This window comes from Celeribacter marinus (genome assembly GCF_001308265.1).
In the GTDB taxonomy this organism is placed as follows: domain Bacteria; phylum Pseudomonadota; class Alphaproteobacteria; order Rhodobacterales; family Rhodobacteraceae; genus Celeribacter; species Celeribacter marinus.
On record NZ_CP012023.1, the window covers coordinates 2,710,527 to 2,734,427 of the forward strand.

Below are 23,901 nucleotides of genomic sequence, written 5' to 3' on the forward strand. Positions count from 1 at the left end.
CCCCCAAAAACGGCGAGATGCCCCATTGACCCGCCCGTGTAAAACGGGGCATTTCTGCACCATGATGATCTACAAAATATTCCGTGCCGACGAATGGGCCGAGCTACAAGCCAAGGGCGAGACCAAAGGTGCGCCCGTGGATATCGCGGACGGTTACGTCCATTTCTCCACGGCGGACCAAGCACGCGAAACCGCGTCCAAATGGTTCGCATGTGTCGACGGTTTGGTTCTTTTGGCCTGTGACGTCGATGCCATGAGCGCCGATATTACGTGGGAACCGTCGCGCGGTGGCGCGCTCTTTCCCCACCTGTATCGCAATTTGCGCCTAAGCGATGTGGTGTGGGACAAACCCCTGCCCCTTGCCCCAAAAGACGCACCTGACAGCCACGTATTTCCCAAGGATATGGTATGAGCCTCACCGAGAAAATCGGCCTTGTCGTACTGCGCAAACTCGATCCGGAGCGCGCGCACACTCTGGCGCTCGCCGCATTGCGCGCGGGGTTTGCCCCCTTGCCCGGCCCAGTGACCTCACACCGGCTCAAGACAACGATAGCTGGCCTCACATTACCCAACCCCGTTGGACTAGCCGCCGGATTTGACAAAAATGCAGAAGCGATCCCGCAACTGTCACGCGCTGGGTTTGGCTTTATCGAACTGGGTGCGGCGACCCCGCGCGCGCAATCTGGCAATGCCAAGCCCCGCCTGTTCCGCCTGACCGAGGACCGCGCGGTCATCAACCGGTTCGGGTTCAATAATGACGGGATGGAGGTCATTGCAGACCGTCTTGGGCGCTGTCGTCAATCCAACCACAAAATCGAAATTCCTGTCGGTCTGAACCTCGGGGCCAACAAAGATAGTGACGACCGCGCGGCCGACTTTGCCCGCGTACTGGCGCATTGCGGCAATCTCATCGACTTTGCCACGGTCAATGTGTCCTCCCCCAACACCGAAAAGCTTCGTGATCTACAGGGGCCGGAAGCCTTAGAAGCATTGCTCAGCGGTGTCATGGATGCACGCAAGGGTCTCGAAAAATCTGTGCCTGTGTTCCTCAAAATCGCACCTGATCTCGACAGTTCCGAAATCGACGAAATTGCCGAAGTGGCGCGAAAATCGGGCATAGACGCGGTGATTGCGACCAACACCACGCTCTCACGCGATGGTTTGAAAAGTGCCCATAAGGGAGAAATGGGCGGGCTTTCAGGCAAGCCTCTGTTTGAGAAATCTACGCGCGTTCTGGCGCGTCTATCGCGCAATTTAGGCAAAGACGTACCGCTGGTCGGCGTGGGTGGCATTGAATCCGCTTTAGACGCCTACACCAAAATTCGTGCAGGGGCGTCTGCCGTTCAGCTTTATTCCGCGATGGTCTATCATGGGCTTTCACTTGCCCCGCGCATCGCGAAAGGCATCGATGATCTACTCAAAGCGGACGGGTTTGAAACAGTTGCTGAGGCGGTTGGCACACAGCGCGGTGATTGGCTTTAATCCGCCACGCCGCGCTCAAGGGCGGGGTATTTCCACCCCAATGTGATCCCGCGCGCGATGTAGCTGATGATCAATGCGGCCCAAAGGCCGTTATTACCCAATAGTGGAACCAAGGCCCAAACCGCAGCAAAATAGATCGCCACAGACAACACCATCATGTTGCGCATGTCACGGGTGCGCGTGGCACCGATGAACACCCCATCGAGCATCCACGAGGCCAATCCCAAGAGCGGGGCAAGGACCATCCACCACAGATACGTGCGTGCCTCGATCCGCACATGGCTGGCCGTGGTCATGGCGTCAATGATCGAGCCGCCAAATATCGCAAAGGATGCGGCGAGACAGAGGGCAACCACCACGCCCCAAAACGATACCAAAAGTACCCCACGCCGAAACGCATCACGCGATCGCGCACCAACGGCCGTTCCCACAATCGCCTCGGCGGCAAAGGCAAACCCGTCAAGCGCATAAGCCGTAATCTCGATGAACTGCATCAGGATCTGGTTGGCCGCCAACGTGACATCGCCAAAACCCGCACCCAAAAATGCAAACGACACCATAACCGACAACAGCAGAACGGAGCGGATCAAAATATCGGTGTTGACCCGCGCCATATGAATAAGTCGCTCTGCCTTGAGCACAACGGCCCAATCACGCCACGCGGGGGACGAAAACGCATCGCGACACAGCCATAGGCCAAGTGCCGCCCCGCTAATCTCTGCGATCACGGTTGCGATAGCCACGCCTTGCACGCCCCATCCGAGGCCAAGAACGAACCAGATATCCAAGACAATATTGACCCCGTTCATCCACAGTTGGAGCAATAAAACGGCCCGCGTGCGCTCTTGCGCGATCAACCATCCCGTCAGACCAAAAAGACAAATGGCAAAGGGTGCCGACCAAATGCGGATCGCGATGTAAGACCGCGCGAGGCTCTCGACCTCTGGCGAGGCCGGTGAGACATGAAACGCACCATTCAGGATTGGCACCTGCAAGACGATCAAACAGACCCCCGCTAGTGCGGCAATCATCAGCGCGCGTGTTAGGTAAGCGGACACTTCTGCGGCGTCCCCTGCCCCACGGGCTTGGGCCACGAGGCCGGTGGTGCCCATGCGCAAAAACCCGAAAATCCAATAGATCGAGGCAAGAATGACAGCGCCTATTCCGACCGCGCCAATCGGGGCCGCCGCGCCCATTTGCCCGACCACGCCCGTATCCACCGCGCCCAAAATCGGGACGGTGGCATTGGACAACACGATCGGCAATGCAATCGCCAGCACGCGCTTGTGGGTCAGGGGTCGCAACTGCGTGTTCCCGGCTTTCGCCAGATCAGCCATCGCAGCGCGGCATCAAAAAATGACACATCGCATCGGCAATGGGGCGGTCGCGATCCTCCTGCCACGCCGTAGCGTGCACTGTCGCGAACCTGCGCCCCGCACGCGTAATGCGCGCACTCGCAAATGTTTCCTGCGGCTTGCCAGAGCGCATATAATCAACCGTTAGATCAATGGTCTTGGGAATCGACGGCCAAACCTCGCCCTGAGCCGAAATACCGCCATCACCCATCCAAATCCGAGACCATCCCAAAGTCATAAAGGCCGTCATTTCTAGAAAGGACGCAATCGCCCCGCCGTGCAGCGCAGGCAAGGCAGGATTGCCGATCAAGTTGGGCCGGTAGGGCATTTTTGCCGCCAAGGCCTCGCCGTCAGCGGAAAACTCAAACCCCATAAATGCGACATATGGAACGTTGCGCATCAGGTTCGCGAGCAACACGTCGCGGTTCAAAATCTCGCTCATGATGCGCGCTCCACGGTAAAGGCACCGGTTGCTGTCGCCACAGGTATGTCGGACGTACCATCCGTAGCCGTGGCACGCACGAACGCAACAGAGCGCGTCATGTGATAGCATTCGGCGCGGGCGGTAATCGTGTGATGCGGCACCGCAGAGCGCATATAATCAATTCGCAAATCTAGTGTCGCTGTCGCATAGCCGGCTTTGGGATGGCTCATGACCGCCGCCCCCGCACACGTATCCATTAACGCCGAAATAGCGCCGCCATGGATAACACCCGTGGCGGGATCACCGATCAATTTCTCAAGATAGGGCATCGTGATCGTGGCACCCTGTGCATCGATTTGCGTAAGCTCCATGCCCAAATCACGGCTGTGAGGAATAGCCTCAATAAATTGTCGTGCGTTTTTAGTCCGTTGATCCGTCATATTATGCCCGCCCTTTGGGCAATTAATCGGGTTGAGCCGAGGAACCGCAAGCGCAAACTTGCATCTAGCACCGGCAAGCTTGGTCTGACGCCCAACATGACGTAACGTCGCAGTCCCATCGCGTGCGGGAGTGTTCACTATAGAATGATCACGCGAGTGGTACGAACATCCTTGATCACACTCACCCGTGTTTACTATGGTTTACGCGAAGGCGTCGAACCGAATTGCTTTTCTAAACCAACCCGTTTAGCTCTCACGTCAAGGAGGATCGAAATGTCCGATGATCGTTTAAGCTTCAAAGAGATGTGCACCACATTCGATGTGACGCCACGCACATTGCGCTATTATGAATACATCGAATTGCTCGATCCCGAGAAAGAAGGACGCTCGCGTTTTTACACATCACGTGAACTGGCGCGGATGAAGCTGATTTTGCGTGGTCGCCGCTATGGGTTCTCCCTCGAAGAAATCCGCCAATGGCTGATGATCTACGAAGAAAAAGGGACACAAGCGCAAAACGATGCCTTTGTCGAACTGGCCGACCGCCAGCTCCACGCGCTAGAAGCGCAACGCAAAGAACTCGACGAGGCCATTGAAGAGTTGCGCGGTTTGCGTGGCAAAACTGACAACTCGACCGCTCAATAATTGTAGATCGTGAGGCAGCACGCACGGCACGTCATGGGGATCGACGATGGCACCCCTGTTTCGACGTAACGTTCCGGTGCCATGAGTGGCGTAAAAAGGCGAATTCAGGCCTATACTTTCGTCACACTGCACCACCCAAACTCTCGATTTTATGCACAGGCCCCCAGGGCAACCAAAGCGCTTCGAATAGCGTTTTTTTGGTATTTTTGCACGGATGCCATCAAATAGCTTGCATCGTTAGGTCCAGAACAATATTGCTCCTTCCGCTAGGTAACTATTCCGGAAATTTTACCATTTCTCAAATGACGCCACGTTAAAGTTTTGGTGGCGGGCATTGCACTTGTAGACTGGTAGCGAAGCATCCACTTCGCGCCGAAAGCACAGACAGGCCGCTCGCGCCCGTCGACCCAGACGCCGGAGTGAATAAAGTGACAAATGAGGTACTGACCATTCGCGAGATGTGTGATGCGCACGATGTGACGCCACGCACTTTGCGCTTTTACGAAGCCAAAGAGCTTCTATTTCCAATCCGTGAAGGACAAAAACGTCTTTTCACACGCCGTGATCGCGCCCGCCTGAAGTTGATTTTAAAGGGCAAACGATTCGGCTTTTCGCTCGAAGAGATCCGGCAGCTGCTTGATCTTTATAGCGATGAGGACAACGGGCGCGCCCAGATGGTTGGCACGCTCCACGCATATCGCCACCAATTGGGCGTGATGCAAAAGCAACGTGACGAGCTGCTCCAGATTATGAGCGAGCTTGAAGAACAGATTGACTGGACCGAACGCGAAATCGGTTCAATGGAATAGATCGGGGCGGCAAATACCCTCCCGATGCACTGCAAGGGAGAAGGCAATGCCTAGCTACACAGCACCGACGAAAGACATCCAGTACGTTCTACACGATGTTCTGAATATCTCAGGCTCCGACATCCCCGGGTACGGCGATCTCGAGCCTGAGTTTACCGAAGCAATCTTAGACGCCGCGGGCCAATTGGCCAGTGAGGTTATCGCCCCGCTTAACGCGGTTGGCGACAAAGAGGGCTGCACGTTTGAGAACGGTGTCATCACGACCCCCACAGGGTTCAAAGCCGCGTTCGAGCAAATGAAAGAGGGCGGTTGGACCGGTCTCGATTTGCCCGAAGAGTTCGGCGGCCAAGGCATGCCATATGTCATCGGCACCGCCGTAGGCGAATTGTTTTCGGGCGCCAACCAAGCGTTCACCATGTATCAGGGCCTGACCCACGGCGCAGTGTCTGCCATCCTTGTCCACGGCACAGATGCACAAAAAGCCACGTATGTGCCTAAAATGACGTCCTGTGAATGGACAGGCACAATGAACCTGACGGAACCACATTGTGGGACGGACCTCGGCCTGATGCGCACCAAAGCCGAACCAAACGCCGATGGTAGTTTTAAAATTTCCGGTCAGAAAATCTTTATCTCCGCGGGCGATCACGACATGTCCGACAACGTCATCCACCTCGTGCTTGCAAAAATCGCAGGCGGCCCCGAGGGGATCAAAGGCGTCTCGCTCTTTATTGTTCCAAAGTTCAAAGTGAACGATGATGGCTCTGTGGGTGCGCCAAACGGTGTTTCTGTGGGATCAATCGAGGAAAAGATGGGCATCCACGGCAACTCTACGTGCGTCATGAACTACGACGAGGCAGAGGGCTATTTGCTCGGCGAAGAGCACAAAGGCATGCGTGCGATGTTCACTATGATGAACGAGGCGCGTTTGGGCGTGGGCATGCAGGGCTTGGCACAAGCCGAAGCCGCATATCAAAACGCAGTGATCTACGCCAAAGACCGCCTTCAAGGGCGCGCAGTGACGGGCGTGGCCAACCCCGATGGCCCCGCCGATCCGCTGATCGTGCACCCAGATATCCGCCGCAACCTGATGGACCAGAAAAGTTTCATCGAGGGCGCGCGGGCCTTTATGCTATGGGGGGCGCAACTCATCGACGCGGGCCACAAAAGCGGCGACAAAGACGCCGAGGGCCTCGTGTCACTAATGACCCCCGTCCTAAAAGGGTTCCTGACAGACAAAGGGTACGAGGCAACTGTGAATGCGCAGCAGGTCTACGGTGGCCACGGCTATATCGAGGAATGGGGCATGTCGCAGTTCACCCGCGATGCCCGCATCACCCAGATTTATGAGGGTGCCAACGGCGTGCAAGCGCTCGATCTGGTGGGCCGTAAATTGGCTCAAGATAGCGGCAAACATGTCATGGCCTTCTTTGACTTGGTCAAAACCTTTTGCAAAGACAACAGCAACGAGGGCATGTCCGATTTCGTCGAGCCCCTCAAAGGCGCATCCAAAGACCTGCAAGGGGCCAGCATGTTCTTTATGCAGCACGGGATGAAGAACCCCAACGCGGCCCTCGCAGGGTCTTATGATTTCATGCATTTGTTTGGCTACACCTGCCTTGGCCTGATGTGGGGCCGCATGGCGAAAGTGTCGCTTGCTGCCCTTGCGAATGGCACGGACGACCCTGAGTTCCACAAAACCAAACTGGCAACAGCGCGGTTCTATATGGCACGTCAATTGCCGATGACAGGGACCTTGCTCAAACGCATTGAAAGTGGCGCGGATACCGTCATGGCACTCGACGCCGAAAGCTTCTAAGATTGTCGCACCCCGAATTGAGACGCCCTCGCCCATCCGGCGGGGGCGTTTTTGTTTGCACGCAACACCCTAGCTTTTGACGGAGCGTAACAATGCCCACACGATTTAGAATGACGCGGCGTTTTCCTGTTTCAATGACAGAAGATGGCTATCGTCGTCTCAAGAAATTCGCACGGGAGGCGGAGTTGGAGGAGGGAGAGGCGTTATCTTTTCTGTTCGAAAACTTCACATCCGTGACGCATGAAGAAAACCTCAAACACAGGCTAAGTCTGTTCCTAGCCGATTTGGAGAAACGCAAAAAATGACCGCCCGCGCCCTGCCATTCACAACAAGCGATCCGTGCCACGCAGGGCATTTTGGATATTTGAGCCAAGCAAAAACAGATAGTACTGCGACGAAAAATGCGCGTAGTGCGGTCGCAATCGTGCCCTCTACATCGGGTTGCTTCTTTGCGCACGCACCACGCGGCTTTTCCTTGGACGGCCATCGGCGTCCCCGCCTGTTCCGCCACACCATTGAACGCATGCGCCCGTTAAAGGCCCGTAAACAGACCCGCTTTTTCTTGGCAAAAATATCCACGACCCCACATTGGGTGAAAGACCACGGTTTGGGAGGGCGTGCAGTATGACTATTAAACTCTACGGCTTTGGCGAAAGCGGTCACTCGTATAAGGTGGCATTGATGATGCGCCTCGCACAGATCGATTTTGATCTACGATTTGTCGACTTTTTCAAAGGCGAGGCCCGCAGCCCCGAATTTGCCGCGCTCAACCCAATGGGCGAATGTCCTGTGTTTGTGGACGGTGATTTGACGTTGACACAATCGGGCGTGATCCTCGATCATCTCGCCAAACAGACGGGTCAGTTCGGCGGCCAGAGCGAGGCCGAGGCGCGCGAGGTGTTGCGGTGGACCTTGTGGGACAATCACAAATTTTCAAGCCAGATTGGCATGACGCGTTTTTTGATGAATTTTCTGCCTGAGGACAAACGCCCCGCCGAGGTCATCGCATTCACCCAAGCGCGCATTAAAGCCGCTTACAAAGTGCTCGACACCCAGCTTGCAAGCCACACTTGGGTTGCGGGCGGTGAAGGTCCGACCATCGCGGACCTGTCGTGTTGCGCCTATCTTTTTTACCCCGAACCGTTCGGCTTTCACCGTGCGGATTGGACAAACATCGACCGTTGGCTTTCAAACATCGAAGCCTTGGACGGTTGGCAACACCCCTATGATCTAATGCCGCGCGCATTTCCTGTGCAGGCCTGAGGAGGACCACATGACCGACGCCTATATTTATGACGCGATACGATCGCCGCGCGGCAAAGGCCGCAAAGACGGGGCCCTGCACGAAGTGACATCCGTGCGATTGTCGTCGTTGATGCTCAACGCGCTTGCCGACCGCAACGGTCTTTCGGGTCACGCGGTCGAGGACGTGATCTGGGGCAATGTGACGCCGATTGGCGAACAGGGCGCGTGTCTTGCACGCACGGCTGTTCTGGCCTCCAACCTTGATCAATCCATCCCCGGCTTGGCGATCAACCGCTTTTGCGCCTCGGGCATGGAGGCCGTGAACCTTGCGGCGAACCAAGTGCAAGGTGGCGCAGGCATGGGCTATATCGCGGGCGGCGTCGAAATGATGGGCCGCATTCCGATGGGGTCGGACGGTGCCGCCATTGCCGCCGATCCATCGCTTGCCATGTCGACCTATTTTGTCCCACAAGGCATCTCCGCCGATATCATCGCGACCGAATACGGCTTCACCCGCGAACAGGCGGATGCTCTCGCCGTTGAAAGCCAGAATCGCGCAGCAGCCGCATGGGCAGACAACAGGTTCGACAAATCCATCGTGCCTGTGCTCGATCAAAACGGTCTGACCATTTTGGACCGTGACGAATACATGCGTCCGGGCACCACAACGGACGCGCTTGGTGCACTCAAAGCCTCGTTCAAAGACATGGGCGAAGTCATGCCCGGCTTTGATGCTGTGGCGTTGATGAAGTATCCGCACCTTGAACGCATTAACCACATCCACCACGCGGGCAACTCGTCGGGTATCGTCGACGGTGCCGCAGGCGTGCTGATCGGCAACAAGGAATTCGGCGAAAAATGGGGCATCAAACCCCGCGCCCGCATCCGCGCCACCGCCAAAATCGGCACCGACCCGACCATCATGCTCACCGGCCCCGTGCCCGTCACGCAGAAAATTTTGGCCGACAGTGGCATGAGTATTTCCGACATTGATCTGTTTGAGGTCAACGAGGCTTTTGCCGCCGTGGTTATGCGGTTTATGCAAGCGTTCAACGTCGATCAGGCAAAGGTCAACGTCAACGGCGGGTCCATCGCAATGGGCCACCCGCTTGGCGCGACAGGCGCAATCATCATCGGCACGTTGCTCGACGAATTGGAGCGCACGGGTCAGGGCGTTGGCCTTGCCACCTTGTGCATTGCATCCGGCATGGGTGCCGCAACCATCATCGAACGCGTGTAAGGGAGAGAAAACATGGCTGACTTTACACTAAGCAAAGACGCAGACGGCGTTGGCGTCATCACATGGGACGTCCCGAACAAATCCATGAACGTGCTCTCGATGGAGGGCATCACCGAGCTAGAGGCCTGTTTCGACGCGGCCCTTGCCGATGACGACATCAAAGGCATCGTGATCACCTCGGCCAAGGCCGATTTCGCGGGCGGCATGGACCTCAACATCATCGCCAAGATGAAAGAGGCCGCAGGCGACAACCCCGCCCAAGGGCTCATGGACGGCCTGATGAACATGCACGCCATCTTGCGTAAAATCGAACGCGCAGGCATGGACCCCAAAACCAACAAGGGCGGCAAACCTGTTGCCGCAGCCCTGCCCGGCACGGCGCTTGGTATCGGCCTTGAGCTGCCGCTTGCAACACACCGCATTTTTGCGGCCGACAATCCAAAGGCCAAAATCGGCCTGCCCGAGATCAAAGTTGGCATCTTCCCCGGCATGGGCGGCACAACCCGCGTGTCGCGTCTGGTTGGCGCAATGGCAGCAGCACCAATTTTGCTTGAGGGCAGAATGCTCGACCCCAAAAAGGCAAAGATGAGCCAGTTGGTGCATGAGGTCGTCCCCGCGGATGAACTGCTCGCCACGGCCAAAGCATGGGTGTTATCGGCCAAAGACGCCGACATTCTCAAACCATGGGACGCAAAGGGATGGAAAATGCCCGGAGGCGCACCATACCATCCTGCGGGCTTTATGACCTTTGTCGGCGCCTCTGCGATGGTCAATGGCAATACCAAAGGCGTCTATCCTGCCGCCAAGGCCTTGCTCTCGGCGGTCTACGAGGGCGCGATGGTCCCGTTTGATACTGCACTCAAAATCGAGGCGCGTTGGTTCACCAATGTGCTGATGAACCCCTCGTCTTCCGCGATGATCCGCTCGCTCTTCATCAACAAAGAGGCGCTTGAAAAAGGCGCAAACCGTCCTGCTGTTGACGACCAAAAGGTCAGCCGCGTCGGCGTTCTTGGCGCGGGCATGATGGGCGCAGGCATTGCCTATGTCGCCGCCAACGCAGGGATCGAAGTCGTGCTGATCGATCAGGCCCAAGACGCGGCAGATCGCGGCAAATCCTACGCCGAGGGCATCCTCGACAAGGGTATGGCACGCAAAAAAGTCACGCCCGAGAAAAAGGCCGAGGTCCTATCGCGCATCACCGCCACCACCGATCTGGACGCGCTTAAGGGCTGTGATCTGATCGTTGAGGCCGTGTTCGAGGACATCGGCGTCAAAGCCGAAATGACCAAAAAGGTCGAGGCGATTGTCGGCGAGGACTGCATCTTTGCTTCCAACACCTCCACCCTGCCGATAACCGAACTGGCCAAGGCCTCCGTGCGTCCCGAACAGTTCATCGGCATTCACTTCTTCTCCCCCGTGGACAAGATGTTGCTCGTCGAAATCATCAAGGGCAAAGAGACAGGCGACATTGCCGTGGCCAAGGCGCTCGATTTCGTGCGCCAAATCCGCAAGACACCGATCGTGGTCAATGACGCGCGGTTCTTTTACGCCAACCGCTGTATCATTCCCTACATCAATGAGGGCATTCGTTTGGCCGCCGAGGGGGTGGATCTGCCGCTGATTGAAAACGGCGCGAAGCTTCTTGGCTTCCCGCTTGGCCCGCTTCAGCTGGTCGATGAAACCTCGATTGATCTGGGTGTCAAAATCGCCAAAGCGACCAAAGCGGCTATGGGCGATGCCTACCCCGATGAGGCCGTAGACGAGATTGTGTTCTGGATGGCCGATCAAAACCGTTTGGGCAAAAAGAACGGCGCGGGGTTCTACACCTACGATGAGGCGGGTAAGCGCGGCCTGTTATGGGACGGGTTCAACGCCGAGTTCCCCGTGGCCGACGTGCAGCCCGACTTGGATGAGGTACAACACCGCCTGATGATGGCGCAGGTGCTTGAGGCCGTGCGCGCCCTCGAAGACGGTGTGTTGACCGATATTCGCGAAGGCGATGTTGGCGCGATCCTTGGTTGGGGCTTTGCGCCGTGGTCGGGTGGTCCGTTCTCATGGCTCGACATCATTGGGGCGGCCAAAGCGGTGGAGATTTGCGACAACCTGACGGCCACTCATGGTCCGCGTTTTGCGACACCTAGCCTCTTGCGCGACATGGCCGATCGCGGCGAAACCTTCTACGGACGGTTCGGTACAGGCATCGACACAGCAGCGGCCTAATCGCACAGCACCAAACAAAACAAAGCCCGCGCAGGTCTGCGCGGGCTATCTCACCAAATGGTGGCGGCGTGTCACGCCACGCGGGCGTGCGCAGGCTGATGTCGTCCTGTGTCGGACCAAATCGCATCACTTGCATCCTCACGGATCATAGCAGCAACCAATTTGCGCGCGTTTTCCGGCGATAACACCTCGTATCCCGGAACATTGGACTCGTCGGCCATATGCAACATGTCCGCGCCCGAATAGGACGGACAGTAAAAGAGGGCGCCAACGTTTGCGAACACAACCTGTTCTGTCTCAAAATAAAGTGTGACGACCTCAAAGACGTCTATGTCGGTGTGTTGACGAATGCCCTTAAAGCCAATGAGAGACATCGCGGGGACAAGCGTAAAGGGATCCCCAAACATTTCCTCACCCAGATCGCTTTCGACCATCACGGGTTGATCGGGCAACATAAGCAGGGCATCACGGTTGCCAAGTGCCCCCTCAGGCACAAAAATCGGTGCATCTGCGATATGTCCACGGTGTCTGTGCGCATCGATGAAACTACGCTCTAGGCGTTGAACGGTTTGCAAGCCATCGTCGAAGGTCAACACTTTGTCGCCCTCTTGCACGGCCTCGATCTTGCGCCATCCGAGGCCTGTGGCAACTTGCGTGCCCGCGATCAATCCCGCAGATATCATAGGGCGCGCGAACGCATCCCGTTGCGCGAACGTCCACGCGCGCTGCAAACCGTGCGCATCTCGCGCTGGTTGCGTCCTGAAAATCTCACCGAGTTTCATATCGTCATCCCCTTGCTCGGACATAGCGGGTGGCAGCCCGTCCGTTCTAGCAAGGTCACTTGGCCCTTTGGGGTGGGTCACAATTCGCCGCGAATGGGACCGAAATGTGGCATAATCCCGTCACGCGCGCAAATGCGCCGCGTCACCGCCAATTGTTAACCATAATAGCTCATATCCCGCAGTTTTTTCACCCTGTGTTAACCAGATTTGCGCACGTCCAATCTCACTACGGACCCCGCCCCATTGATTCAAAAAGAGATTCGCCACGGGTGCGCCACTAAGGTTTATATAACGGTGATGACGTCCCCTATTGTCGCGCCCCACATTATTAACCTCGAAATGGCATTGGAAACGCGGCTGCGCGAACCAGATATCAACACTATGGATGACGCTCCGAACCTAAAGGCGCGCAAGGCATGGCGATCTTGCGGCGAATACGACCAACCTGCGCTTGTTTGGCATGATACGCCGCTTTTCATTGTCGCGTGGACCAAGGCGCGGTAAACTCACGTAACAAGAACAAAAAAGCAGGCCCGCGCATGACTGCGCTTACAGAATATGATCGTCTCGAGGCATCCGCACTTTGGCGAGCCGAGGGGGAAACCCAAAAACGCGAGGTCCTCGTGACCATTGGGGATGCCACGCTCGTCATTTCAGATTTCGCAGGCACACCTTTGGCGCATTGGTCCCTACCCGCCATTGAACGCGTGAACGGCACCAACGAAAAAAAAGCGCTCTATAGTCCTGACCCAAACACCGATGAGCGTTTGGAAGTCGACGACTCCACCCTTATTGACGGGATTGCGCGCATTCACCGCGCTTTGGAACGTGGACGCACCCACCCCGGACGGTTGCGGGGCCTTGTGATTGGCGGGGCCGTTGCGGCCTGTGTTGGGCTTGGGATCTTTTGGCTGCCGAACGCTCTTATCCGTCAGGCGGTTTCAATTGTCCCCGATGTGACGCGCAATGAAATTGGCGCACAGCTTCTTGACCGGATGCAGCGCCTGTCGGGACAGCCATGCTCCACAGCACGCGGAGCGCTCGCTCTTGAGCACCTCAACACCCGCTTGCGCGCAACCGAGGGCGGGCGTCTCGTTGTGGTACAAAGCGGCGTGCCGAGCACGCAACATCTACCCGGGCGCATTGTCTTATTGAACCGCTCATTGGTCGAGGATTTTGACGACCCCGCCGTTCCAGCAGGCTACGCCTTGGCCGAAATGGAGCGCGCGCAACAAGATGATCCACTTGAGCGACTTCTAAAACAATCCGGCCTCATGGCGACCCTGCGCCTGTTAACAACCGGCCACATCGACGCCGCGACATTGGATGCGCACACCGAAGCACTTTTGATCTCACCACCCGCCGCAATTGTTGCAACGGATTCATTGATTGAGAGATTTGTACGCGCTCAGGTGCATATCGCCCCCTATGCCTATGCTGTCGACATCACAGGTGCGCAAACCCTCCCGCTGATCGAAGCGGATGCAATCCACATCGACAATACCCGCGCAACGCTTTCAGATGGCGACTGGGTCGCACTCCAAGGCATTTGCGGGAGCTAAACCACCCGACAACTCAAACGGGGCGGGATGGCTTACTTGCGCGCAAAGGCGTCCGCGTAGCCAGCGGAGCGAATGGAGCCAAGTGCCGCCAAAGTCTGTTGCGACGATGCAAACGGACCAGCAAGCACCATCTTGATGGATTTGCCGCCACGATTGAGGACCTGCGACGACACAGGCACGCCCAACGATGTCAGGCGGGCAATTGAATTGTCAGCGTTCGCTGCCACCCCGAATGCCCCGACCTGAACGTAGCGCAAATTTGCTGGCGCGGACTGGGTTTTAGGCGTGTGAATAGGTGCGGCGCTTTTGGTCGATATACGGGAGGGCGCGACCATGGCCACCTGTGCCTGAGGCACATAGACGGTGGTTTTGCTCTGACCTGTTCCAAACAAGGATTGCCAAAACGTCTTAGGCTTGGGCGCATAGACATCGCGCGCAGGTGTGTCTTGTGTCCAGACCTGCGCTTGTTGCAAGTCACCTGCATAGGTGCGCGGGCCACGATTTGGGTTCAAACGCCCGTCATCCCACACACGACTGTAGCCCGCGGGAATGCGCGCTGTGACGGGGCGCGCAATTGTAAACCCTTGAGCGGCAGCGGCGCGGTGTAGATCAACGGTATGTGCCTGTGCCTGCAAAGCTTGCGCCTGACGCCGAACGACAAAACTTGACGGATGCTGGGGCTGTGGGCCGCACCGGACATCTGTTGCCGTCATAAACTGCGCGGCATTCCCACTCAAATTGGAACACCCACTCGACGATGGTTGAACATAAGCGGGCTGTACATAAGCGGTGCGGACAGGCGCCGCGATGCGGTTAACCGATGCAACAGGCACCCGAACCATCGTCGGTTGCGTGGTCGTCATCTTTTCGCCAGCGGCCGTGCGCACGGTCACTCCTGCGGGCAGACGCTTCATCACATAATCGGAGGGATGCGCGGCTTGCGGCCCATTGCGCACACTAAGCGATTGGGTGCGTGCACCTTGCGTGGGCGCGCTGCTTGGCAGTTGTACGGTGGCAGGCTTTGGCATTTGTGCGACAGCAACGCTAGGACGCGGTAGCGTCACGGTTGCGGGGCGAGGCGCTTGTACGGGTTGTACGGCGACGACCTGTGGTGTCGCGGCGCGAACCGCCATAGGTGAGGTGGGCGTTGTTCGCGTTGGCGCAACAGTTGCAACGGCCACTGGGGCCACCATTGCAGGGGCTTGTGCAACGGGATCTTTGATAACGGGCAGGTTTGAACCCGCAACTTGAGTGGGTTTAAAACCGCACATCACATCGCGAGAGCGCGTCACGCGGGGCACCCATTGCGTACCAGCGGCACCGCCTGCGCGCACGTAAACACAGCCTCGGCTGTCCACGTATTGTGACCCCGTGAAACTCGACGGAGGGAACTCCGCAGGTTCATCTGCATTGCGCAAAGTTTTGGCACTCAACGGCGCACATAAAATCATGGCAAAGAGCGCCACAATGGATACTGATCTAAAGGCCGTCATGGTGCGCCCCCACACAAAATGTTGTGGGTGACGCTACATCACTTCCCTCTAGCTTGCAAAGGTGAATCCACCGCCTCAAACGCTATTTCGTGCCAAACATACGGTCGCCAGCATCGCCCAAGCCGGGCACGATATACCCATGCTCGTTTAGCTTTTCATCCAAAGACGCGGTGACGATTGGCACATCTGGATGTGCCTCTTTCATCCGTGCAACCCCTTCAGGGGCAGCCAAAAGGCATAAGAAGCGGATGTTTTTCGCACCAGCCTGTTTGAGCAAATCAATGGCGGCAACGGACGAGTTGCCGGTGGCAAGCATCGGATCAACAGCAATCACAAGCCGGTCTTCAAGTGCATCAGGCACTTTGAAATAGTATTGCACCGGTTGAAGCGTTTGTTCGTCACGGTACAATCCAACAAACCCGACCCGTGCCGATGGAATCAGTTCGAGCACACCATCAAGCAACCCGTTTCCAGCCCGCAAGATAGAGATCAGCGCAAGCTTTTTCCCATCAAGAACCGGCGCATCCATCGGCTGCATCGGCGTCTCGATCCGTTTTGTGGTCATATCCAATTCGCGCGTGACCTCATACGCCAAGAGCTGCGAAATTTCGCGCAAAAGCTGACGGAACACCGCCGTTGAGGTTTCCACCTCGCGCATGAGCGTCAGTTTGTGTTGAACAAGGGGGTGTTTCACGATCGTTAGGTGGTCAAGCATCGGATGGCATCCTTAGTCTGGCAGGAGAACGGTTTGGGTCACAGGAACGATTTTCCCGCCCCTAGGCTTTCAATTTCAAGGTGATCGGCAATCGAGGCGGCAACATCGACAAAGGCGACACGGCCAATGGCGCGCGCCCCGACCCCGTAGCCTACAACGGGGACCATTTCGCGCGTGTGGTCGGTGCCGACCCATGTCGGATCATTGCCGTGATCGGCGGTGAACAAGATCAAATCATCGGGGCGCGCACGCTCCATCAAGCGCGAAATCTGGGCGTCGAACCACTCGAGGTGGCGCGCATAGCCCGACACGTCACGGCGATGGCCGTAAAGACTGTCAAACTCGACAAAGTTGGCAAAGGTAAACGATCCGTCTGCGGCCTCCTCCATCACATCACACAAGTGATCGAACAAGGTCACATCCGCCCCTTTGCGCACCTCATCGATACCTTGCATAGAAAAGATGTCGCCGATCTTTCCGACCGCATAAACCTTGCGCCCTGCGGCCTTGGCCCAATCACAAAGCGTTGGCGCAGGCGGTGCGATGGCGTAGTCATGGCGGTTAAGTGTGCGTGTAAACCCGTCCACCTCATTGCCGACAAAGGGACGCGCAATCACGCGACCGATTTTCATAGCGTGTAGCGTTGGCGCGAGATCTTGGCATAGCTGCAACAATCGATCCAAGCCGAAATGGTCCTCGTGGGCCGCGATTTGCATCACGCTGTCCACAGAGGTGTAACAGATGGGCCAGCCTGTTTTGACGTGCTGCGCACCAAAGTCATCAATCACTTGAGTGCCTGAGGCGTGGCAATTGGCCAAGGTGCCACCCGCACCGCATAATTTGGCGGTCAATTCCATAATGTCTTGTGGAAATGACGGCTCAGTTTTAGGGAAATAGCCCCAATCCCACGGCACGGGGACGCCCGCCAATTCCCAGTGGCCCGATGGCGTATCCTTGCCCTGTGAAACCTCGGCGGCGGCGCCGAATAGACCTTGCGGCTGCGCGCCCAAATGCGGGGCACGATCATCCGATGCAACCGCGATGGCCGCGCTAAGCCCAAGCGCATCCAGATTTGGCACCCGCAGTGGCCCCGTCCGGCCGTCCTCCGCCTGACCGTCAGCACAGGCTTGGGCAATATGGGCCAACGTGTTGGCGCCGGTGTCAGGGGTGTCCCCATTGAAAAACTGATCGGCATCGGGCGCACCGCCACAGCCAACGGAATCCATCACAATCAAAAATGCACGGCTCATCCGGATACCTTTTCAAATACAAGTGGCACGGCCTCAGGCCGCTGCGCGGTCCATGACACAGCCGCACGAATAGCGGCCTCGGCGCGGTCGGCATCGGCGTCAGAGCGCGCATGGATCGTCGCAATCAGATCATCTTGACCCAGATACTCACCCGTCATGCAAAAGTTGGAGAACCCCACGGCCGGATCAATTCTATCATCCCCCTTGAGACGACCGCCGCCCAAATGAACAACCGCCATGCCAAGTGCATGACCATCCATCTGCGCAACATATCCTGATTGGTGCGCCACGACATCGCGCACCACGGGCGCGGACGGCAAGCGATCGCGCCAATGGTCAACAAAGTCGCGCGGCCCGCCCAGTGCATGAACCATCTGACCGAACCGTTCAGCCGCAGAACCATCGCTCAACGTACCTCGGACAGCCAATGCGGCGTGATCTGCGTCATGGGCCATACCGGACAACACCATCAACTCACCGCCCAATGCACATGTGAGATCGCAAAGGCGATTATCCACCTCGCCACTCGTCATCGCCTCCATAACGGCCATCACCTCAAGGGCATTGCCCATCCACGGACACAACGGTTGGCTCATATCGGTGATCAAAGCGGAGGTTTTGCACCCTGCCCCGTTTGCAGTGGTAACAAGACTTTGTGCCAAAGCGCGCGCATCGTCACGCGTTTGCATAAACGCCCCCGACCCACATTTGACATCAAGCACCAACCCCTCAAGCCCCGCTGCAAGCTTTTTGGATAGGATCGACGCCGTGATGAGATCAATACTCTCCACCGTTCCCGTCACATCGCGGATCGCATAAAGGCGCTTGTCTGCGGGGGCGATAGACCCCGTCGCGGACACAATTGCAAAACCGGTTTGCGCCATGATGGCGCGAAACCTATCTTCGCTGACTTCAGTTTTGAGACCCGGAATGGCCTCGAGTTTATCAAGGGTTCCGCCCGTGTGGCCCAGACCACGACCCGACACCATAGGGACAAACCCGCCAAGCGCCGCAAGCGCGGGCGCGAGGATCAAAGACACGCAATCGCCAATTCCGCCTGTAGAGTGTTTGTCCATCGCGGGAGACGGCGCATCCCATGTCATCACGCGCCCGCTGTCGCGCATCGCAAGCGTTAACCCCACGCGTTCAGGGTCCGACATTCCGTTCAACAGCGCGGCCATCGCAAACGCACCGGCTTGTGCGTCTGTCACCTCCCCGCTTGCAAGGCCTTGGGCAAACCACTGCAATTCTACGTCCGTAAGGGTCGTTTTGTCGCGTAGTTTTTCAATGATGCGGCGTGCGTCCATCTCGGATTAATCCATGTGCTCGTGACTGAACGCGCCCGGTAGCAACTCACCAACCGTCATGGTCAAGGTTTCGCCTGTGCGCGACATCATTGTGACCTTAACATCCGGCGCGGCAAATTCGCGTAACTTTTGACGACACCCGCCACAGGGCGGCGTTGGCGCATCACCCGATCCGATCACGGCGACTTCTGTGATATGTGTCTCGCCCCCCAAAACCATCGCCGCAATCGCGCCCGCCTCGGCACATGTGCCCTCGGGGTAGGCCACGTTCTCGACATTGACGCCCGCGAAAACCGCGCCTGATGACGTCTTGATCGCTGCGCCAACTTTGAAGTTAGAGTACGGCGCATAGGCGCGGGCTTGAGCCGCTTTGGCAGAGTCAATCAGGGACATGGATGTGGGCCTTTTTCAAAATTTGACTACATGGTCGAGATTGCGCGCTGAGCCATGGGGATGCAAGTACGATGCAGACCTCATCACCAAAAATAGCAGTCAACACACCTAAATGCAGACTGTTTGCGCTAACCTTCTCCATATGGCCAATGCAAAGCTTGCGTGACAGCCGCACAACGGCGTATGGGCAAAGAAAACAGAGCGTGACATGCGCGCAGTTTTAAATTAGTTTAGTATTAAACTAAATTCTGGAGAGACCCATGGCAGACGACAAGAGAGACGAAAGCCTTCGCAAGGCGGCCCTCGATTATCACGAATTCCCAAAGCCCGGGAAACTCGAAATTCGCGCGACAAAGCCACTTGCGAACGGTCGCGACCTCGCGCGCGCATACTCGCCTGGCGTCGCAGAAGCCTGTTTGGAAATCAAAAACGATCCGAGCACGGCAAGCCGCTACACATCGCGCGGAAACCTTGTGGCAGTTGTGACCAACGGTACCGCTGTTTTGGGTCTGGGCAATATCGGCGCTGCCGCCTCCAAACCCGTGATGGAAGGCAAAGCTGTTCTATTCAAGAAATTTGCCAACATTGACTGTTTCGATATCGAAGTGAACGAGACAGATCCTGAAAAATTGGCTGACATCGTCTGCGCGCTTGAGCCGACATTCGGCGCGATCAACCTCGAAGATATCAAAGCCCCCGACTGCTTTATCGTGGAAAAACTGTGCCGCGAACGCATGAATATTCCCGTATTTCATGATGATCAGCACGGAACAGCCATTGTTGTCGGCGCGGCCGCAACCAACGCGTTGCGCGTTGCAGGCAAAAAGATCGAAGACATCAAAGTCGTCTCAACCGGTGGCGGTGCCGCCGGAATCGCCTGCCTCAATATGCTTCTCAAACTTGGGCTAAAACGTGAAAACGTCTGGCTTTGCGACATTGCTGGCCTTGTCTATGAGGGCCGCACCGAGGAAATGACCGCGCAAAAAGCCGAATACGCGCAAAAATCTGATCTACGCACATTGGATGACGTCATCGACGGCGCGGATCTATTCCTTGGCCTCTCTGGTCCGGGCGTCTTGACCGCCGACATGGTCAAAAAGATGACAAAACAGCCGATCATCTTTGCACTTGCCAACCCGACACCCGAAATCATGCCCGATGCCGTGAAAAAGGTGGCACCAGATGCAATTATCGCCACAGGCCGCTCGGATTACCCGAACCAAGTGAACAACGTACTGTGCTTCCCGTTCATCTTTCGCGGAGCACTCGATGTAGGCGCAAGCGAGATCAACGATGAAATGCAGATTGCATGTATCGAAGGCATCGCTGCCCTAGCGCGCGCAACCACATCGGCCGAAGCCGCCGCCGCCTACCAAGACGAGCGCATGACCTTTGGCGCTGAATACCTGATCCCAAAACCATTCGATCCGCGCCTCATGGGCGTTGTGGCCTCTGCCGTGGCTCGTGCCGCAATGGAAAGTGGCGTGGCAGCCCGTCCTATGGCCGACCTCGACGCCTACAAACAAAGCTTGGATCACTCTGTCTTTAAATCGGCATTGTTGATGCGTCCGGTGTTTCATGCAGCTTCACAAGCAGAGCGCCGCATTGCCTTTGCCGAAGGGGAGGACGAACGCGTTTTGCGCGCCGCCCAAGCGATGATCGAAGAGACCACCGACATGCCCATCCTCGTTGGCCGCCCTGAGGTCATCGCGATGCGTGCCGAACGCGCGGGGTTGAAAATCCGCCCCGGCATAGATTTTGAGATCGTAAACCCGGAGAATGACAGCCGCTACAAACAGTATTGGCAGTCCTATCATAAACTCATGGAGCGGCGCGGCGTCACACCCGATCTGGCCAAGGCCATCATGCGCACCAACACCACCGCTATCTGTGCCATCATGGTCCATGAGGGTCACGCCGACAGCATGATTTGCGGCACATTCGGTCAGTATTTGTGGCACCTCAACTACATCGAACAAATCCTCGGAACCAAAGAGTTGCACCCCGTAGGTGCGCTGTCGTTGATGATTTTGGAAGATGGGCCGCTGTTCATTGCCGACACGCATGTGCATACCGAACCCACGCCCGCACAAATCGCGGAAACCGTATGCGCCACGGCGCGACACATCCGCCGCTTTGGCATTGATCCAAATATCGCGCTATGTTCACACTCCGAGTTTGGCAACCTCAACTGTATGACGGGCCGCCATATGCGTGAGGCGATTGCGATCCTTGATAGTGAGCCGCGTGATTTCATCTACGAGGGTGAAATGCATATTGATAGTGCCTTGACCCCCGATCTACGCGAGCGCTCGTTCCCCAACTCGCGCCTTGAGGGACCGGCTAACGCGCTCGTCTTTGCCATCGCAGATGCATCGTCGGGTGTGCGCAACATCCTCAAAGCCAAAGGGGGCGGTTTGGAAGTTGGGCCAATCTTGATGGGCATGGGGAACCGTGCGCACATCGTGACACCGTCCATTACATCACGCGGACTTTTGAACATGTCGGCCATCGCAGGCACACCTGTGACGCACTACGGCTAAGACGAACACGCAACACCACCGACATCGCCCGCCCCATCACAGGGGCGGGCGATTTTCGTTTGCACATGCGGCGAACTGCAAACTTTGCAAATCAATTTGCTACACAGGTTTGCAATATTTTTACCAAACGACTCGATGGCTTTGCTAGGACGGGGGCGTGAGTAGAGAGCTTGCACGGCGAAAGTCGGCAATCAGTGACCATCTGGCACAGGGAGGAGACCTTGCGAGGTGGTCACTGAAAGCGTTTAATCGCGCTATTAGTGAGGAGAATACCAATGGGTTACGCAGACGTTTATGGCGCGTGGAAAGCCGATCCGGAAAAGTTCTGGATGCAGGCGGCCGAGGACATTTTTTGGTACGAAAAGCCGTCAAAGGCCTTGTTCGACGAAAACGCACCAATTTACGAGTGGTTTTCTGACGGGATGACCAACACGTGTTACAACGCCGTGGATCGTCACGTCGATGAGGGGCGTGGTGATAACCTTGCGATCATGCACGAAAGCCCGATCACCCACTCCTCAAAAGGTATTACATATAAAGAGCTGCGTGACCGCGTGGCCTCGCTTGCAGGTGCGCTGCAAATGCGCGGCGTGGGCAAGGGCGACCGCGTTATCATTTACATGCCGATGATCCCCGAGGCCCTTGAGGCGATGCTTGCCTGTGCACGTATTGGCGCGGTTCATTCGGTTGTCTTTGGTGGGTTTGCCGCCAATGAGCTTGCCGTGCGGATCGACGACTGCACACCCAAAGCCATCATTGCGGCGTCCTGCGGGTTGGAACCAAACCGCGTGGTGCACTATAAGCCGCTGCTCGACAAAGCCATTGATATGGCGGAGCACAAACCTGATTTCTGTGTGATTTTCCAACGTGAACAAGAGGTTGCAAAACTCGTCGAGGGCCGCGACTTTAGCTGGCACGGGTTCCAATACGGCGTCAAACCCGCCGAATGCGTTCCCGTTGAGGGCAACCACCCCGCCTATATTCTCTACACCTCAGGCACCACAGGCCAACCCAAGGGCGTCATTCGCGCCACGGGCGGGCACCTTGTGGCGCTGCAATGGACGATGAAAAACATCTACAATGTCGGACCCGGAGAACGGTTCTGGGCCGCGTCCGACGTCGGATGGGTCGTGGGTCACTCCTACATCTGTTACGGACCGCTGATCACGGGGGCCGAGACATTGGTGTTCGAGGGCAAGCCCATCGGGACGCCGCACGCAGGCGTGTTCTGGAAAATTATCCAAAACCACCGCGTCAAATCGTTCTTTACTGCACCAACGGCCCTGAGGGCGATTAAACGCGAAGACCCCGATGGCGAATGGATCAAGCGCTACAAGCTCCATGACCTTCAGGCCTTGTTCCTCGCAGGCGAACGTGCGGACCCCGACACGATCAAATGGGCGCAAAAGCATCTTGGCATCCCCGTGATTGATCACTGGTGGCAGACCGAAACGGGATGGGCCATTGCCGCCAACCCGCTTGGCATCGAAGAACTGCCTGTCAAAGTCGGATCGCCCTCGGTGGCAATGCCCGGCTATGAGATCGACATTCTGGATGACGCGGGCCACCCCGTTGCCAACGGCGAACTTGGTGCCATCGCGATCAAACTGCCCCTGCCCCCCGGCACGCTGCAAAACCTGTGGAATGCCGAAGAGCGCTATAAAAAGTCCTACCTCAACACCTTCCCCGGCTATTATGAGACGGGTGATGCGGGGATGAAGGATGACGATGGTTACCTCTACATCATGGCGCGCACCGATGACGTGATCAACGTGGCGGGCCACCGCCTATCGACCGGCGCAATGGAGGAGGTTCTGGCGGGTCACCCCGATGTTGCCGAGTGCGCCGTGATTGGCGTCACCGATCAACTCAAGGGTCAAATGCCTATGGGGTTCTTGTGCCTCAACAAGGGCTGCGACCGCGATCATGCGACCATTGTCAAAGAGTGTGTCGCCGCCGTGCGCAACGACATCGGCCCCGTGGCCGCCTTCAAACTGGCCTGTGTTGTCGACCGTCTGCCTAAAACCCGCTCGGGCAAAATTCTGCGCGCCACCATGGTTAAAATCGCAGATAGCGAAGACTACAAAATGCCCGCCACCATCGATGATCCCGAGATACTCAACGAGATCAAGGTAGCGCTACAGGCCATTGGCTACGCTCAATAGACCCCCACCAAA

General features: G+C 56.9%; 22 protein-coding genes. 13 read left to right on the forward strand and 9 right to left on the reverse strand.

The window, feature by feature from the left end:
• Nucleotides 1-61 precede the first annotated feature (61 nt).
• A complete protein-coding gene (locus tag IMCC12053_RS13505) occupies nucleotides 62-412 on the forward strand; it encodes a DUF952 domain-containing protein (protein ID WP_062219903.1) in 351 nt (116 codons plus the stop codon).
• Nucleotides 409-1,482 (forward strand): quinone-dependent dihydroorotate dehydrogenase, encoded by a 1,074-nt coding sequence (locus IMCC12053_RS13510; RefSeq protein ID WP_062219905.1) that lies wholly within the window; start codon nucleotides 409-411, stop codon nucleotides 1,480-1,482. Before IMCC12053_RS13505 ends, IMCC12053_RS13510 begins: the two co-directional genes overlap by 4 nt.
• On the opposite strand, the gene IMCC12053_RS13515 is transcribed toward IMCC12053_RS13510, so the two are convergent.
• The 3 genes from IMCC12053_RS13515 to IMCC12053_RS13525 are packed head-to-tail and all read right to left on the reverse strand — an operon-like array spanning nucleotide 1,479 to nucleotide 3,701.
• The gene (locus IMCC12053_RS13515) at nucleotides 1,479-2,819 is read right to left on the reverse strand and encodes an MATE family efflux transporter (RefSeq protein ID WP_062219908.1); all 1,341 of its coding nucleotides are present in this window, start codon (nucleotides 2,817-2,819) and stop codon (nucleotides 1,479-1,481) included. The genes IMCC12053_RS13510 and IMCC12053_RS13515 overlap by 4 nt on opposite strands.
• Nucleotides 2,812-3,279 carry a PaaI family thioesterase gene (locus IMCC12053_RS13520; protein ID WP_062219910.1) on the reverse strand — a complete coding sequence of 156 codons (468 nt, stop codon included), beginning with the start codon at nucleotides 3,277-3,279 and terminating at the stop codon, nucleotides 2,812-2,814. The genes IMCC12053_RS13515 and IMCC12053_RS13520 overlap by 8 nt, the downstream gene beginning before the upstream one ends.
• Nucleotides 3,276-3,701, reverse strand: a complete 426-nt coding sequence (locus IMCC12053_RS13525; protein WP_062219912.1) for a PaaI family thioesterase — start codon at nucleotides 3,699-3,701, stop codon at nucleotides 3,276-3,278. The genes IMCC12053_RS13520 and IMCC12053_RS13525 overlap by 4 nt, the downstream gene beginning before the upstream one ends.
• A gap of 273 nt (nucleotides 3,702-3,974) precedes the next feature.
• Between IMCC12053_RS13525 and IMCC12053_RS13530 the strand changes: the two genes are divergently transcribed.
• From IMCC12053_RS13530 to IMCC12053_RS13565, 7 genes are all read left to right on the forward strand, one after another.
• Entirely contained in the window at nucleotides 3,975-4,346 is a 372-nt protein-coding gene (locus IMCC12053_RS13530; protein ID WP_062219914.1) for a MerR family transcriptional regulator, read from the forward strand.
• Nucleotides 4,347-4,774: 428 nt separating this feature from the next.
• Nucleotides 4,775-5,155, forward strand: coding sequence for a MerR family transcriptional regulator (locus IMCC12053_RS13535; protein WP_062219916.1), 381 nt, complete (start codon nucleotides 4,775-4,777; stop codon nucleotides 5,153-5,155).
• 46 nt (nucleotides 5,156-5,201) lie between these two features.
• Entirely contained in the window at nucleotides 5,202-6,974 is a 1,773-nt protein-coding gene (locus IMCC12053_RS13540; protein ID WP_062219918.1) for an acyl-CoA dehydrogenase C-terminal domain-containing protein, read from the forward strand.
• A 92-nt stretch (nucleotides 6,975-7,066) separates the two neighbouring features.
• Nucleotides 7,067-7,279, forward strand: coding sequence for a hypothetical protein (locus IMCC12053_RS13545; RefSeq protein WP_062219920.1), 213 nt, complete (start codon nucleotides 7,067-7,069; stop codon nucleotides 7,277-7,279).
• Between the two features lie 319 nt (nucleotides 7,280-7,598).
• Complete coding sequence (locus IMCC12053_RS13555) at nucleotides 7,599-8,237, forward strand: glutathione S-transferase family protein (RefSeq protein WP_062219925.1); 639 nt, start codon at nucleotides 7,599-7,601, stop codon at nucleotides 8,235-8,237.
• A gap of 10 nt (nucleotides 8,238-8,247) precedes the next feature.
• The gene (locus IMCC12053_RS13560; protein WP_062219929.1) at nucleotides 8,248-9,459 is read left to right on the forward strand and encodes an acetyl-CoA C-acetyltransferase; all 1,212 of its coding nucleotides are present in this window, start codon (nucleotides 8,248-8,250) and stop codon (nucleotides 9,457-9,459) included.
• 12 nt (nucleotides 9,460-9,471) lie between these two features.
• The gene (locus IMCC12053_RS13565) at nucleotides 9,472-11,679 is read left to right on the forward strand and encodes a 3-hydroxyacyl-CoA dehydrogenase NAD-binding domain-containing protein (RefSeq protein ID WP_062219931.1); all 2,208 of its coding nucleotides are present in this window, start codon (nucleotides 9,472-9,474) and stop codon (nucleotides 11,677-11,679) included.
• 71 nt (nucleotides 11,680-11,750) lie between these two features.
• Here the strand turns inward: IMCC12053_RS13565 and IMCC12053_RS13570 are convergent, their stop codons facing one another.
• Entirely contained in the window at nucleotides 11,751-12,461 is a 711-nt protein-coding gene (locus IMCC12053_RS13570; RefSeq protein WP_062219933.1) for a Hint domain-containing protein, read from the reverse strand.
• 297 nt (nucleotides 12,462-12,758) lie between these two features.
• On the opposite strand from IMCC12053_RS13570, the gene IMCC12053_RS13575 reads away from it, so the two are divergent.
• Nucleotides 12,759-12,965 carry a hypothetical protein gene (locus IMCC12053_RS13575; protein WP_074906289.1) on the forward strand — a complete coding sequence of 69 codons (207 nt, stop codon included), beginning with the start codon at nucleotides 12,759-12,761 and terminating at the stop codon, nucleotides 12,963-12,965.
• 35 nt (nucleotides 12,966-13,000) lie between these two features.
• The gene (locus tag IMCC12053_RS13580) at nucleotides 13,001-14,023 is read left to right on the forward strand and encodes a hypothetical protein (RefSeq protein ID WP_062221356.1); all 1,023 of its coding nucleotides are present in this window, start codon (nucleotides 13,001-13,003) and stop codon (nucleotides 14,021-14,023) included.
• A 32-nt stretch (nucleotides 14,024-14,055) separates the two neighbouring features.
• On the opposite strand, the gene IMCC12053_RS13585 is transcribed toward IMCC12053_RS13580, so the two are convergent.
• From IMCC12053_RS13585 to cdd, 5 genes are all read right to left on the reverse strand, one after another.
• On the reverse strand, nucleotides 14,056-15,516 hold the full coding sequence (locus IMCC12053_RS13585; RefSeq protein ID WP_062219937.1) for an SPOR domain-containing protein: 1,461 nt from the start codon (nucleotides 15,514-15,516) through the stop codon (nucleotides 14,056-14,058).
• Between the two features lie 82 nt (nucleotides 15,517-15,598).
• Nucleotides 15,599-16,231, reverse strand: a complete 633-nt coding sequence (gene upp / locus IMCC12053_RS13590; RefSeq protein ID WP_062219939.1) for a uracil phosphoribosyltransferase — start codon at nucleotides 16,229-16,231, stop codon at nucleotides 15,599-15,601.
• A gap of 38 nt (nucleotides 16,232-16,269) precedes the next feature.
• Entirely contained in the window at nucleotides 16,270-17,481 is a 1,212-nt protein-coding gene (locus IMCC12053_RS13595; RefSeq protein WP_062219941.1) for a phosphopentomutase, read from the reverse strand.
• Nucleotides 17,478-18,788: a thymidine phosphorylase gene (locus IMCC12053_RS13600; protein ID WP_062219943.1), complete on the reverse strand. Its 1,311-nt coding sequence runs from the start codon at nucleotides 18,786-18,788 to the stop codon at nucleotides 17,478-17,480. The genes IMCC12053_RS13595 and IMCC12053_RS13600 overlap by 4 nt, the downstream gene beginning before the upstream one ends.
• A 6-nt stretch (nucleotides 18,789-18,794) precedes the next feature.
• Nucleotides 18,795-19,181 (reverse strand): cytidine deaminase, encoded by a 387-nt coding sequence (gene cdd / locus IMCC12053_RS13605; protein WP_062219947.1) that lies wholly within the window; start codon nucleotides 19,179-19,181, stop codon nucleotides 18,795-18,797.
• Between the two features lie 260 nt (nucleotides 19,182-19,441).
• Here cdd and IMCC12053_RS13610 point away from each other — a divergent pair, with 260 nt between their 5' ends.
• Both IMCC12053_RS13610 and IMCC12053_RS13615 read left to right on the forward strand, forming a co-directional pair.
• The gene (locus IMCC12053_RS13610) at nucleotides 19,442-21,724 is read left to right on the forward strand and encodes an NADP-dependent malic enzyme (RefSeq protein ID WP_062219948.1); all 2,283 of its coding nucleotides are present in this window, start codon (nucleotides 19,442-19,444) and stop codon (nucleotides 21,722-21,724) included.
• Between the two features lie 275 nt (nucleotides 21,725-21,999).
• Nucleotides 22,000-23,889: an AMP-binding protein gene (locus IMCC12053_RS13615; RefSeq protein ID WP_062219951.1), complete on the forward strand. Its 1,890-nt coding sequence runs from the start codon at nucleotides 22,000-22,002 to the stop codon at nucleotides 23,887-23,889.
• Nucleotides 23,890-23,901: the final 12 nt, after the last annotated feature.

Coding starts and splice junctions, on each gene's coding strand:
- IMCC12053_RS13505 (WP_062219903.1), top strand. CDS start 62: ATGATGATCTACAAAATATTCCGTGCCGACGAATGGGCCGAGCTACAA.
- IMCC12053_RS13510 (WP_062219905.1), top strand. CDS start 409: ATGAGCCTCACCGAGAAAATCGGCCTTGTCGTACTGCGCAAACTCGAT.
- IMCC12053_RS13515 (WP_062219908.1), bottom strand. CDS start 2,819: ATGGCTGATCTGGCGAAAGCCGGGAACACGCAGTTGCGACCCCTGACC.
- IMCC12053_RS13520 (WP_062219910.1), bottom strand. CDS start 3,279: ATGAGCGAGATTTTGAACCGCGACGTGTTGCTCGCGAACCTGATGCGC.
- IMCC12053_RS13525 (WP_062219912.1), bottom strand. CDS start 3,701: ATGACGGATCAACGGACTAAAAACGCACGACAATTTATTGAGGCTATT.
- IMCC12053_RS13530 (WP_062219914.1), top strand. CDS start 3,975: ATGTCCGATGATCGTTTAAGCTTCAAAGAGATGTGCACCACATTCGAT.
- IMCC12053_RS13540 (WP_062219918.1), top strand. CDS start 5,202: ATGCCTAGCTACACAGCACCGACGAAAGACATCCAGTACGTTCTACAC.
- IMCC12053_RS13545 (WP_062219920.1), top strand. CDS start 7,067: ATGCCCACACGATTTAGAATGACGCGGCGTTTTCCTGTTTCAATGACA.
- IMCC12053_RS13555 (WP_062219925.1), top strand. CDS start 7,599: ATGACTATTAAACTCTACGGCTTTGGCGAAAGCGGTCACTCGTATAAG.
- IMCC12053_RS13560 (WP_062219929.1), top strand. CDS start 8,248: ATGACCGACGCCTATATTTATGACGCGATACGATCGCCGCGCGGCAAA.
- IMCC12053_RS13565 (WP_062219931.1), top strand. CDS start 9,472: ATGGCTGACTTTACACTAAGCAAAGACGCAGACGGCGTTGGCGTCATC.
- IMCC12053_RS13570 (WP_062219933.1), bottom strand. CDS start 12,461: ATGAAACTCGGTGAGATTTTCAGGACGCAACCAGCGCGAGATGCGCAC.
- IMCC12053_RS13575 (WP_074906289.1), top strand. CDS start 12,759: ATGACGTCCCCTATTGTCGCGCCCCACATTATTAACCTCGAAATGGCA.
- IMCC12053_RS13580 (WP_062221356.1), top strand. CDS start 13,001: ATGACTGCGCTTACAGAATATGATCGTCTCGAGGCATCCGCACTTTGG.
- IMCC12053_RS13585 (WP_062219937.1), bottom strand. CDS start 15,516: ATGACGGCCTTTAGATCAGTATCCATTGTGGCGCTCTTTGCCATGATT.
- upp (WP_062219939.1), bottom strand. CDS start 16,231: ATGCTTGACCACCTAACGATCGTGAAACACCCCCTTGTTCAACACAAA.
- IMCC12053_RS13595 (WP_062219941.1), bottom strand. CDS start 17,481: ATGAGCCGTGCATTTTTGATTGTGATGGATTCCGTTGGCTGTGGCGGT.
- IMCC12053_RS13600 (WP_062219943.1), bottom strand. CDS start 18,788: ATGGACGCACGCCGCATCATTGAAAAACTACGCGACAAAACGACCCTT.
- cdd (WP_062219947.1), bottom strand. CDS start 19,181: ATGTCCCTGATTGACTCTGCCAAAGCGGCTCAAGCCCGCGCCTATGCG.
- IMCC12053_RS13610 (WP_062219948.1), top strand. CDS start 19,442: ATGGCAGACGACAAGAGAGACGAAAGCCTTCGCAAGGCGGCCCTCGAT.
- IMCC12053_RS13615 (WP_062219951.1), top strand. CDS start 22,000: ATGGGTTACGCAGACGTTTATGGCGCGTGGAAAGCCGATCCGGAAAAG.